Annotated in this window: 12 protein-coding genes, 1 pseudogene and 1 riboswitch; of the genes and pseudogenes, 12 read left to right on the forward strand and 1 reads right to left on the reverse strand. The window is 42.0% G+C overall.

Going from position 1 to position 11,676, the window contains the following annotated elements:
- The 12 genes from tnpA to G631_RS0115690 all read left to right on the forward strand — a co-directional run.
- The coding region (tnpA, locus tag G631_RS19515; protein ID WP_051197321.1) for an IS200/IS605 family transposase at window positions 1-269 on the forward strand (269 nt) is incomplete at its 5' end.
- A gap of 84 nt (window positions 270-353) precedes the next feature.
- Window positions 354-1,346 carry a helix-turn-helix transcriptional regulator gene (locus G631_RS0115640; RefSeq protein ID WP_026490238.1) on the forward strand — a complete coding sequence of 331 codons (993 nt, stop codon included), beginning with the start codon at window positions 354-356 and terminating at the stop codon, window positions 1,344-1,346.
- Window positions 1,347-1,433: 87 nt separating this feature from the next.
- Window positions 1,434-1,619: a hypothetical protein gene (locus G631_RS0115645; RefSeq protein WP_026490239.1), complete on the forward strand. Its 186-nt coding sequence runs from the start codon at window positions 1,434-1,436 to the stop codon at window positions 1,617-1,619.
- Window positions 1,620-2,015: 396 nt separating this feature from the next.
- Entirely contained in the window at window positions 2,016-2,603 is a 588-nt protein-coding gene (locus G631_RS0115650; RefSeq protein WP_026490240.1) for a TVP38/TMEM64 family protein, read from the forward strand.
- Window positions 2,604-2,716: 113 nt separating this feature from the next.
- Entirely contained in the window at window positions 2,717-2,953 is a 237-nt protein-coding gene (locus tag G631_RS0115655) for a hypothetical protein (protein WP_026490241.1), read from the forward strand.
- An 81-nt stretch (window positions 2,954-3,034) separates the two neighbouring features.
- Complete coding sequence (locus G631_RS20785) at window positions 3,035-4,180, forward strand: tocopherol cyclase family protein (protein ID WP_051197322.1); 1,146 nt, start codon at window positions 3,035-3,037, stop codon at window positions 4,178-4,180.
- A gap of 42 nt (window positions 4,181-4,222) precedes the next feature.
- A riboswitch (purine riboswitch) is annotated at window positions 4,223-4,324 on the forward strand.
- Window positions 4,325-4,488: 164 nt separating this feature from the next.
- Complete coding sequence (locus tag G631_RS0115665) at window positions 4,489-5,751, forward strand: BMP family ABC transporter substrate-binding protein (RefSeq protein ID WP_035789923.1); 1,263 nt, start codon at window positions 4,489-4,491, stop codon at window positions 5,749-5,751.
- A 100-nt stretch (window positions 5,752-5,851) separates the two neighbouring features.
- Window positions 5,852-7,387: an ABC transporter ATP-binding protein gene (locus tag G631_RS0115670; protein ID WP_026490244.1), complete on the forward strand. Its 1,536-nt coding sequence runs from the start codon at window positions 5,852-5,854 to the stop codon at window positions 7,385-7,387.
- Complete coding sequence (locus G631_RS0115675; RefSeq protein WP_026490245.1) at window positions 7,387-8,487, forward strand: ABC transporter permease; 1,101 nt, start codon at window positions 7,387-7,389, stop codon at window positions 8,485-8,487. Before G631_RS0115670 ends, G631_RS0115675 begins: the two co-directional genes overlap by 1 nt.
- Complete coding sequence (locus G631_RS0115680; protein WP_026490246.1) at window positions 8,487-9,476, forward strand: ABC transporter permease; 990 nt, start codon at window positions 8,487-8,489, stop codon at window positions 9,474-9,476. Before G631_RS0115675 ends, G631_RS0115680 begins: the two co-directional genes overlap by 1 nt.
- Window positions 9,477-9,496: 20 nt before the next feature.
- The gene (locus G631_RS0115685) at window positions 9,497-10,075 is read left to right on the forward strand and encodes a xanthine phosphoribosyltransferase (RefSeq protein WP_026490247.1); all 579 of its coding nucleotides are present in this window, start codon (window positions 9,497-9,499) and stop codon (window positions 10,073-10,075) included.
- A gap of 177 nt (window positions 10,076-10,252) precedes the next feature.
- Entirely contained in the window at window positions 10,253-11,218 is a 966-nt protein-coding gene (locus G631_RS0115690; protein WP_026490248.1) for an aldo/keto reductase, read from the forward strand.
- 162 nt (window positions 11,219-11,380) lie between these two features.
- On the opposite strand, the pseudogene G631_RS21235 reads toward G631_RS0115690, so the two are convergent.
- Window positions 11,381-11,676, reverse strand: a pseudogene (locus G631_RS21235) (RNA-guided endonuclease InsQ/TnpB family protein); the annotation flags it as partial.

The following is an 11,676-nucleotide window of genomic DNA, read 5'->3' on the forward strand; positions in this document are numbered from 1 at the left end:
ATCTGCTCATCTCAATGCCACCTGATGTTGCTCCTGTGAAGCTCATCAACTCGTTAAAATCACAATTATCCAAGGAAGTAAGGAATACATATAGATCACACGTGGAGAAATACCTTTGGGGAGATTCACCATTCTGGAGCGCAAGTTATTTTTGTGCCACTACTGGAAGTGTTTCACTTGAAACTGTTAAGAAATACATTGAAGAGCAACGAACAGAAGAACACAAACGCAAATACATTAAGACAGAAAAATACAAAAAGAAAAGCTAGTGAGATTCATCCCACAACCGATTTCATCGGAAGGGGTTTTCTCGCACGTTGTTATAAAAAATAATTTTTGATTGTGGAGGGGCTATGCCAAAGAGCAGTAATCAGAAATTTAAGTTTACATACCTTATGAAGATCATGCTTGAGAAAACAGACGATGAGCACGCGCTTACTCTTTCCCAGATTATTGGAGAACTTGAAAAATACGGTGTGACTGCGGAGAGAAAGAGTATCTACAGCGACTTCCATGATATGACTGACAGGTTTGGAATTGAAGTCATAAAAGAGCAGATTGGAAGGGAAACATATTACCACGTGGGTGCAAGGGACTTTGAACTTGCAGAAGTCAAGCTCCTTATCGATGCAATCCAGTGCGCTAAATTCATAACTGAGCGAAAGTCACGTGAACTTATAAAAAAGGTAAAGGGCTTTGTCAGCGAACATCAGGCAAGCCAGCTCCAGAGACAGGTCTTTGTCAATGGCAGAATAAAGACCATGAATGAGAGCATATACTATAGCGTTGACGAAATCTACAATGCCATAGAGCACAACAAAAAGATCAGATTCAAGTACTTTTCATGGCAGCCTGATAAATCACAGTACATCCTGAACAATGGAAACTTCTTTACAGTCAGTCCCTGGGCCCTGACCTGGTGCGATGAGTATTACTACATGGTGGCTTTTGACGACTATAGCAGGCAATGCAAGCACTATCGTGTGGACAAGATGCTCAAACCACAAGTAATTGATGAAATGCGCGAGGGCGCTGAACAGTTCAGAAACCTGGACATGGCTGCCTATTCCAAAGCCACCTTCGGCATGTATGGTGGGGAAAAGAAAAGAGTCAAGATCCACCTTCACAATAAGATGGCAGGAGTCTTCATCGATAGATTCGGTAAAGACATAACCCTAAGGCCAATAGATGAAAAGCACTGCGAGCTTAACGTAGAAGTATTTATCAGCCCGCAATTTTACGGCTGGATCTTCGGTCTTGGCAAGGATGTAAAAATAGTGGGCCCAGACGAGGTCGTAACGCAAATGAAGGAACACCTGCAGACCCTCACGGAAATCATGGAGTAGGAATGGACCTTGGGGGACGGGGGTTAGGGGTCAAAAAAGTGAACCAGTGAGACGGGGGCAGTGGGGCGATAGAAAGCGAGGTGCACTATGTTTTTTGGCAAGAAGGATAAAGATGTCAGGCTAACAGACAAGCAGTACAAAGATTTTACAAGTGGAATGAGTAAGAAAGAGCGCAAGGAATTCGACCGCAAGCAGGAGCAGCTGCGTAGAGACAGGGAAGATGACAGGCTGCTGGGATGGCTGGAAGTTGAGGATGAGCTTGATGATTTGTGATTTATGATTTATGGGATGTGTATTGATATGAAATATGCCTCCTGCGGGGGAAGATTGGTTATCTAGGGCATACAATTTGAAGAAAAGCGGATGCAAGTCGATGTATGCTGAGCTTAAGTATGCCTCCTGCAGGGAGTAATTAGTTATCTAGGGCATACATGGCAACGAAACAGTATCGAATAATTAGAAAAAAGTATGCCCTAACAAGTTTAAAAAATGCTTGCTAGGGCATAAAATATAAATAATTGGATTTCAGGCACTTTTTAGAAAAAGAAATGAAAGATCAAAAAATTGAAGATGCATGCGAATAGTAAAAGATCATTAGTGCGAACCAGCATAATCATAATATTTATAGCAATTTTCCTGCTTGGCATATATTATTTCATCGGAAGACCCATGATCGCTTTTGTGGGAGATGTGGATGCCTTCAGGGCTTACGTGGAAGAAAAGGGAATTCTTGCCTATCTGGTGTTTGGATTATTCGTATTCTTCCAGACACTCTCAAATTGCATACCCGGCCTCCCCTTTTACCTTACAGCCGGATTCATATTGGGAGGCGTTAAAGGAGCTATCTTGTGCGATTTTTTTGCCACTCTTGGCAACACAGCTGCTTTCCTCATTGGGAAAAAATTTGGTAGAAGTTTTCTTCTTTATCTTTTCCCGGAGGACAAGCTCACCCGCGTTGAGGAGCTTATCTTTAACAAAAATCCGATATTGGTGCATATCATGTTCATGTTCCTGCCACTTCCCAAGGATACCTACGCGTGGCTTGGCTTTTACTCAGGGGAAAATGTGATCATGTGGCTTTTAATAACCTTCGTTGCAAGATTTCCTCACATTTTCCTATACACATTCAGTGCGGAAAAAATGATAGATCAGCAGTACGGCTTATTTGTCCTGGGAGCAGTGATTGCTGTAATAGTGTATTTGGTGGTTGTAGTTTATTTAAAAAAGAATAAAAAGCAAGGTAAGGGAAATAATTAAATTATTATAATAAAGTGTATAAGAACTTATCCGCGAGGTGCGCATCCACAGCGGAGCGTTTTTATTGAATAGGAAAGCAATTTCCTATTCAATAAAAAGTTTGTGAGGTCAATATGAGATCAGAGGATGATATCAGAAAGAAGCTGACAGAAGAAATCGATAGCTACCTTACATGTCCCAAGTTTACAGTTGAGGAACATGCCCATAACGTATCTATGCTCGCATGGGTTCTTGACGTATCTGATGATGAACTCAGTAATATGATAAAAGAATCAGAACTGTCTTTCGGGGATATCTCTGGTAATACAATTAGCAAGATCAATATAGATGATATCTTTTCAGATCTTTAGAATCGCGGGAAAAATAATGGACCTGAGGGAATGGAGTTTGCGGTCCATTTTACAGATATATAGAAAAGAGGTGCCGATTAAATGGCAATTGATAGGTTTAACGTACACAATAAAAGAAGAAATGCATGTATGCTCCATGGACCTTTTGCACATCAAGGTTATGACTGGTGGTGGCACTCCTTTACTGCACAGGATGCGCTGACAGGAGAGGACAAGCCTTTTTTTATAGAGTTTTTCATCTGTAATCCGGCTCTTGCAGAAGATGAGCCTGTTTGGGGACAGTTACCCAAGAACAAAAAAGAAGGAAAGCGCCCGTCGTATTTAATGGTGAAAGCCGGAACCTGGGGAGAAGATGCCTGTCAGCTCCACAGATTTTTTTCACTAAAGAATGTGAAAATGCATAAAAGTGCGCCCTACAAGATAGCGGCAGATGATTGCCTGGCATCAGAATCTCGCCTCAAGGGGCATATTTCAATATCAGAGGATGCCGCAAAAGCTCATCCTGAGTGGATGTGCGATGCTGGAGAAATCTCTTTTGACCTAGTGATAGACAAGCAGATAGCATTCAACGTCGGATACGGTGCGAGCAAGCCGCTTAGGGATGCGGAAGCTTTTGCTATGTACTGGCATGCTGAGGGGATGAAGAGCGCCTATGGCGGAACGGTGACTTTCAACGGAAGGCAGTACATCGTTACTCCGGAAAAGAGCTATGGCTATGCAGATAAAAACTGGGGAAGAGACTTCACAAGCCCATGGGTGTGGCTGTCATCAAACTGCCTTGTAAGTAAAAAGACAGGGAAGCAGCTTGAAAACAGCGTTTTTGATATTGGTGGTGGAAGGCCAAAGATTTATTTTGTTCCTTTAGACAGAAGACTTCTCGGAGCCTTTTACTATGAGGGAAAAGAGTATGACTTTAACTTTTCCAAGCTTCATTTGAAGGTAAAGACTGAGTTTAGCTTCGATGAGACTGAAAACGAGGTTATCTGGCGTGTAAGACAGGAAAATATTAAGGCAGTAATGGAAACAGAGATTCATTGCCTGAAAAAGTACATGCTTTTCATAAACTATGAGTCACCAGACGGCAAGAAAAACCACAATCATTTGTGGAATGGCGGAAATGGCTGGGGAACCATAAAGCTCTACGACAAGAAGGGTCAGGACCTTGTTCTGGTGGATGAAGTGGAGGCCACACATGTTGGCTGTGAATACGGGGAGTATGGGGAATAAAAAAAGCATAAAAAAAGCTTGTAATCTTGATGTTTCTTTGCTAATATAAGCGAGTATTTTATCGATATAGGTCAAATAATATGGATTTGATGTTTCTACCCGGTTACCGTAAATTACCGGACTATCGAGTGTTTGATGCCGCATATACAATAAGTTTATATATTAATTTAATTGTTGAAGATATCAAATCAGATAGGTGTAGAAACTCGTGTTTCTATGCCTTTTCTTTTGCTCAATTTGCTCTAAAGAAAAACAATAGAAACATTCTACAAATGACCTGAGCTCGATATCAAAAAATGGAGGATGAGATGAAAAAGTTTAAAAAGATTCTGTCAGCAGTTCTTGCTGCAACAATGGTAATGGCATCATTATCTGCCTGCGGAAACGCAAATGAAACAGAAACAGCATCTGAGGCTACAAGCACAGGCGCAGAGGCTACAGAGGCTACACAGGCTCCTGCATCAGATGTTAAGATTGGTTTCATTTTTCTGCACGATGAGAACTCCACTTACGATCTGAACTTTATCAACGGCGCTACACAGGCTTGTGAGGCAGCAGGTGTTGAGTACATGTTCAAGACCAATATTCCTGAGGGACAGGAGTGCTATGAGGCTGCATGTGAACTTGCAGATGCAGGCTGCAATATCGTATTTGCTGATTCTTTTGGTCATGAAGATTACATGATCGAGGCTGCCAAGGAATATCCTGAAGTTCAGTTCTGCCATGCAACAGGAACAAAGGCACATACAGAAGGTCTTTCCAATTACCACAACGCTTTCGCTACAATCTATGAAGGCCGTTACCTTGCAGGTATCGCTGCAGGAATGAAGCTTAACGAGATGATCGCAAATGGTGACATCACAGAAGACCAGGCTAAGATTGGTTATGTTGGTGCTTACACATATGCAGAAGTTATTTCAGGTTATACATCATTCTTCCTCGGCGCCCGCTCTGTATGCCCAACAGCTACAATGGAAGTAACATTCACAGGCTCTTGGTACGATGAGACAGCTGAAAAGGAAGGCGCTAACAAGCTTATCGAAGATGGTTGTGTACTTCTTTCACAGCACGCTGATTCAATGGGAGCTCCTACAGCATGTGAAAAGGCTGGTGTTCCTGACGTTTCCTACAACGGAAGCACAAATGCAGCTTGCCCTAACACATTTATCGTTTCTTCAAGAATTGACTGGGCACCATATTTTGCATACATCATTGACGCTGTAGCAAACAAAACAGAGATTGCTACTGACTGGGTTGGAACACTTGAGACTGGTTCTGTAGTTCTTACAGACCTTGGAAATGCAGCAGCAGAGGGAACTGCTGAGGCACTTGCTGAGGCTGAAAAAGCTATGAATGCAGGAACACTTCATGTATTTGATACAACTACATTTACTGTAAACGGTGAGGCTCTTACATCTTATATGGCTGACGTTGACACAGATCCTGAGTACACTGCTGATACAGAAGTTATCACAGATGGCTACTTTGCAGAGTCTGGTTCTGAGTTCAGATCAGCTCCTTACTTTGACTTACAGATCGATGGAATCTCACTTCTTGATACAGCATATTGATCTTTAATTATGTGAGCTGAGGAAATCTTTGTGAGCACAGCTTTTTTGCTGTGCTGCAACAAAGATTTCCTATTTTTAGTCTATATGGAAATTTTGAAAGGTGATAATTGTGGAAAAGAGAGAAGTAGCCATATCGCTTCGTGGCATTACAAAGTCTTTTGGTGATGTAACGGCAAATAGCAATGTCAATCTGGATGTTTACAAGGGAGAGATATTATCTCTTCTTGGTGAAAACGGAAGTGGTAAAACAACACTTATGAATATGCTTGCTGGAATCTATTATCCTGATGCAGGCCAGATAATCATAAACGGCAAAGAGGCTGTTATCCGTTCGCCCAGAGATGCGTTTGATCTTGGAATAGGCATGGTCCATCAGCATTTTAAGCTTATTGATGTGTTCAATGCCACAGAGAATATAATTCTGGGCCTTGAAGGCAAGCTCAATATCAAAGAGGCTGAGAAAAGAATTATAGAAATCTGCGACAAATACGGATTCGAGATCAACACCAAAAAGAAGATCTATGATATGTCCGTTTCTGAAAAGCAGACAGTTGAGATTGTTAAGGTTCTTTACAGGGGAGCTGATATTCTGATATTGGATGAACCCACAGCCGTATTGACTCCTCAGGAAACTGAGAAACTTTTTAATGTCATGCGCAACATGAAAAAAGATGGAAAATCCATAGTTATTATTACTCACAAGCTAAACGAAGTGCAGAGCATATCTGACAGAGTTGCAGTTCTGCGCCATGGTGAATTCATAAGCGACATGAAGACCAGTAGTACCAACGCTCAGGAAATGACAGACATGATGGTAGGCCATTCAGTTTCTCTTAACATTGAAAGACCCGAGCCTGTTGAGCCCAAGCCTCGTATTGTAGTTGAGAATCTAACTGTTGTTGATGAAGATGGACTTGTTAAGCTTGACGATGTATCTTTTACCGCCAATACCGGAGAGATACTGGGAATCGCAGGAATATCCGGATGTGGACAAAAAGAGCTGCTTAGGGCCATTGCAGGTCTTGAGATGATTGAAAATGGAAGCATCACATATATCCACCAGGACGGAAGAACAGAGGAACTTCTTGGCAAATCTCCAAGGGAAATCTCTGATCTTGGCGTAAAGCTGTCATTTGTTCCAGAAGACAGGCTTGGAATGGGACTTGTTGGAAATATGAACCTTGCAGATAACATGATGCTCAGATCCTATAGAAGCGGTAAGTCCAGATTTTTTACAGAGAAAAAAGAGCCTAGAAAACTTGCAGAAAAGGTTGTATCAAAGCTTCAGGTGGCAACCCCTAGTATCGATACTCCAGTGCGCCTTTTGTCCGGCGGAAATGTACAGAAAATCCTTGTTGGAAGAGAAATTTCCTCAAGGCCAAAGGTTCTTTTGACTGCGTATGCGGTAAGAGGCCTTGATATCAGTTCTTCCTACCAGATATACGACCTTATCAATCAGCAAAAGAAACGCGGAGCAGCAGTAATCTTTGTTGGCGAAGATCTGGATGTTCTTGTTGAGCTCTGCGACAGGATTCTTGTACTCTGCGATGGCAAGGTTACAGGAATTGTAGATGGCAAAAATGCCGATAAATATACCTTGGGGTCAATGATGACCAAGAAAGGAGAGGCTTCATAATGGCACAGATAGTAAAAGAGCCTCGTTTTCACATTGTAAAAAGAGCTGACATCAGCAGCAAAAAGGCTTGGGCCATTAGAATAATCGCAATTCTGGCAGCACTTGTTATATGCGCGCTGATCACTATGATATGCACAGGCGATAACCCTATTTCAATATTTACAACAATCTGCAAGGGCGCATTTGGCACCCAGAGAAAGAGCTGGATCACACTTCAGTACGTTGCTATTCTTCTTATCATTTCACTGGCACTTACACCTGCATTTAAAATGCAGTTCTGGAATGTCGGCGGCGAAGGACAGGTCCTCATGGGAGGTCTTGCTGCGGCGGCATGTATGATCACTTTGTCAGACACGCTTCCAAATGCAGTTGTAATTATCCTTATGATCGTATCTTCTATACTTGCAGGCGCTCTTTGGGGCGTAATCCCGGCTTTCTTTAAAGCTATGTGGAACACCAATGAAACACTTTCAACACTTATGATGAACTATATTGCGACACAGCTTGTGGCGTATTTTACCATAGTCTGGGAAGTTCCTAAGGGATCAGGAAAAATCGGTATCATTAACCAGAATTCAAACATAGGTTGGCTTCCTAACGTTGGTAATAAATATCTTTTAAGTATTATTGCAGCCGTTATAGTCACTATTGGAATGTATATTTATCTGAAATTTACCAAGCACGGATATGAGATAGAAGTTGTTGGCGAAAGCCAGAACACAGCCAGATACGTAGGAATAAATGTTGGAAAGGTTATGATCAGGACCATGTTTTTATCTGGTGCAATCTGCGGCTTGGCAGGACTCCTACTGGTTGGAGGTATCAACCATACAATAACCACAACTATTTCAGACGGACAGGGCTTTACAGGCGTTATGGTTTCATGGCTTGCCAAGTTTAACCCCGTTGCCATGATCTTCACCAGCCTTCTCATCATCTTCATGGACAGAGGCGCCAGCGAGATATCCACTGTATTTGAGCTTAATCAGAGCTTTGCAGATATTCTTACTGGAATCATCCTGTTCTTTATAATTGGATGTGAGTTTTTTATCAGATATAAGATTCTTGTACGCAAAGATCTTGGGAAGGAGAACGCATAATGTTTAGTTTGGTTGCATTTATACCAAGAGCTGTACAGCAGGGCGTTCCTCTGCTTTTTGGAAGTACAGGTGAGACAATTACAGAAAAATCAGGAAATTTGAACCTTGGAATCCCAGGTGTTATGTATGTTGGTGCAATAAGCGGTGTTATAGGATCTTTTTTCTATGAACAGGCAGCTGGTGGGCAGCTCAATGGCTTCCTGGCAGTCTTTATACCTCTTATCTGCGCGCTTGTAGGCTCCTTTTTAATGGGGCTCTTATACAGTTTTCTGACAGTAAGCTTAAGGGCCAATCAGAATGTTACAGGCCTTGCCATGACTACCTTTGGTATAGGCTTTGGTAACTTTTTTGGCGGATCACTAATAAAGCTGGCTGGTGCTGACGTTCCATCTATTTCACTGTCAGCCACATCAGCATATTTTAGCAGGACTCTGCCTTTTGCATCCACAACAGGCTGGTTTGGCAAGGTTTTCTTTTCCTACGGATTTCTGGCATACGTTGCCATTATCATCGCGCTAATTTGTGCCTATGTCCTTAAAAAGACAAGAGTAGGCCTTCACCTTCGTGCTGTAGGCGAAGATCCTGCTGCGGCGGATGCAGCTGGGATCAATGTTAAAAGATATAAATATGTCTCAACATGTCTTGGCTGTATGATTGCTGGACTTGGTGGTTTATACTATGTAATGGATTATGCATGCGGCGTATGGTCCAATGATGCCTTTGGAGACAGAGGATGGCTTGCTATTGCCCTGGTTATCTTTACAGTATGGAAGCCTGATGTGAGCGTTTTATCCTCAATTCTTTTTGGAGGACTGTATATTTTATATTTGTACCTTCCATCGGGAACACACACTGAGTATAAAGAGCTTTATAAGATGATTCCTTATATCGTAACTCTTGTGGTTCTTGTCTTTACCAGTATGAGAAATAAAAAGGAAGATCAGCCTCCAAAGAGCCTTGGAACTAACTATTTCCGCGAAGAAAGATAAAGTAAAAAGAAGGTGCAAAAATGAATTTTCTTGAAGAGAGAATTATCAAAGACGGCGTTGTAAAAGAAGGCAACATCTTAAAGGTAGACAGCTTTTTAAACCATCAGTTGGATGTAGAGCTTTTTGATCAGATGGGCGCTGAATGGGCAAAGAGATTTGATGGAGTTGAGATAAACAAGATCCTTACTATAGAGGCTTCAGGTATAGGTATTGCCTGCGTTGCAGCAAGACATTTTAACGTTCCTGTGGTCTTTGCAAAAAAATCCCAGAGCGTCAACCTTGATGGGGAAATGTATACAGCAGACGTTGAGTCTTTTACCCATAAAAACAAGAATCATGTGATTGTATCCAAAAAGTTCCTGAATGAAAATGACAAGGTCCTTATTATTGATGATTTCCTGGCAAACGGATGCGCATTGCAGGGACTGATCTCAATAATAAATAGTGCAGGAGCCACAGTGGCAGGCATTGGAATAGCTATAGAAAAGGGCTTCCAGCCAGGTGGACAGATTATCAGAAACCTGGGCTACAAGCTTGAATCCCTTGCAATAGTTGATGGAATGGATCCTGCAACAGGGAAGATTATTTTTAGAAGTTGAATTAGTGCTGATTCCAGTGTGAATCAGCAGTAGGTATAGGCCAGTACTCTGGAAATTCCCAGACTACTGGTCTATTGTTTTTGTGGTATATTTATTTAATGAACGCTAGAGGAGAAAATGCATTGTAAATATTGTGCGATTACACGAAGTAGCTAATTAACTCCAGAGGAAAACAATATGAGCTTATATACAAAAATCAACGGAATAAACAAAGACGTATCCAGGATATTTCTCGGAACAGGCTTTTTGCCTAATCTGGAAGACTATGACGCCTGGCTTACAGGAATACTTGATACAGGTGTTAATGCAATAGACACCGCGAGAATCTACCCGGATTCTGAGAAAACCATAGGAAAATGGCTGGATAAGACAGGAGTCCGGGACAAAGTTGTCCTCCTTAGTAAGTGCGGCCACCCTGACGGCGCCACAAAAAGAGTCAATCATGAAGCCATGATGTCAGACCTGCAGAAATCTTTAGAGGAACTGCGGGTAGATTACATAGACATATATATTCTCCATAGAGATGATCCTACTACAGAAGTTGCAGAAATAGTTGAAACCTTCAATGAGATGAAAGAAAGGGGCAGCATTGGCGTTTTTGGGGGCTCTAACTGGACTTATAAGAGAATACAAGAGGCCAACGAGTATGCCTACAAAAAGAACCTTGCCCCATTTTCCGTTTCAAGCCCGGGCTTTAGTCTTGCAGACCAGTTGGGAGATGTGTGGGATGATACTTGTGTAACACTCACAGGCCAAAGAGGACAGCAGGACAGGAAATGGTATCAGAATAGCCAAATGCCCGTAATAGCATATTCCTCCCTGGCTCATGGCATGTTTTCAGGCAAGATGAAGAGCACCGACATGGATCATGCCAATGACTTCCTGGATATGTTTGCTCTAAGGGGATATGCTTTTCCGGAGAACTTTGAAAGGCTAAGGCGCTGCGAACTTTTGGCAAAAGAAAAACAGGCTACCGTTTCTCAGATTGCCCTGGCGTGGATATTCAGGCAATCTATGAATATGTTTGCTGTTGTCAGCACTAGCAGCACAGATAGAATGAAAAAGAATATAGAAGCCCTGGAAATTCCTTTATCTGACCAGGAGTGTGAGTTTTTGAATTTGGAAAGAAATATTGAAAAATAAGTAACGAGAGAGGAACTTAATATGTATAGTGTTGAGGTAGTCAGTAAAGAGCGTTTTTTGCTTGGGGAAGGACCATGCTACGATCCTAGATTTAATAGATTATCATGGGTAGATATTGAAAATGAACTACCCTCACCGACTCCACGTCGGAAAGGGTTTCTGTTATGCCGCATGGCGGCATGAACCTGCAGGATGCTCTACGCACACTGCAGAACAGGGCATGTCCACTATGCCTCTATCCCATTGGCTTACCTTTGGGAATACTTTCCTTAAGATGTTTGCAGCTCCATTTATGTCTGCATTTGTTATTGTACCATCGTAGTGTCTGTAAAGTCCTCTCTGTATCCTCTTTCCTGAGAAAAAGTAGTTTCCTGAACTGTTCTTTTTATACACAGGGATATAGTCTTTTGCAAGAAAGTCTGCCTTTGATGTGTAGCTTTCTTCCGTGAGAACAAACT

It is taken from the genome of Butyrivibrio sp. XBB1001 (assembly GCF_000424505.1).
Taxonomy (GTDB): Bacteria; Bacillota; Clostridia; order Lachnospirales; family Lachnospiraceae; genus Butyrivibrio.

Bases quoted from the DNA above. Each gene is read 5' to 3' on its own strand.
- G631_RS0115645 (WP_026490239.1), top strand. From the start codon at position 1,434: ATGTTTTTTGGCAAGAAGGATAAAGATGTCAGGCTAACAGACAAGCAG.
- G631_RS0115690 (WP_026490248.1), top strand. From the start codon at position 10,253: ATGAGCTTATATACAAAAATCAACGGAATAAACAAAGACGTATCCAGG.
- G631_RS0115650 (WP_026490240.1), top strand. From the start codon at position 2,016: ATGATCGCTTTTGTGGGAGATGTGGATGCCTTCAGGGCTTACGTGGAA.
- G631_RS0115665 (WP_035789923.1), top strand. From the start codon at position 4,489: ATGAAAAAGTTTAAAAAGATTCTGTCAGCAGTTCTTGCTGCAACAATG.
- G631_RS0115675 (WP_026490245.1), top strand. From the start codon at position 7,387: ATGGCACAGATAGTAAAAGAGCCTCGTTTTCACATTGTAAAAAGAGCT.
- G631_RS0115685 (WP_026490247.1), top strand. From the start codon at position 9,497: ATGAATTTTCTTGAAGAGAGAATTATCAAAGACGGCGTTGTAAAAGAA.
- G631_RS20785 (WP_051197322.1), top strand. From the start codon at position 3,035: ATGGCAATTGATAGGTTTAACGTACACAATAAAAGAAGAAATGCATGT.
- G631_RS0115655 (WP_026490241.1), top strand. From the start codon at position 2,717: ATGAGATCAGAGGATGATATCAGAAAGAAGCTGACAGAAGAAATCGAT.
- G631_RS0115680 (WP_026490246.1), top strand. From the start codon at position 8,487: ATGTTTAGTTTGGTTGCATTTATACCAAGAGCTGTACAGCAGGGCGTT.
- G631_RS0115640 (WP_026490238.1), top strand. From the start codon at position 354: ATGCCAAAGAGCAGTAATCAGAAATTTAAGTTTACATACCTTATGAAG.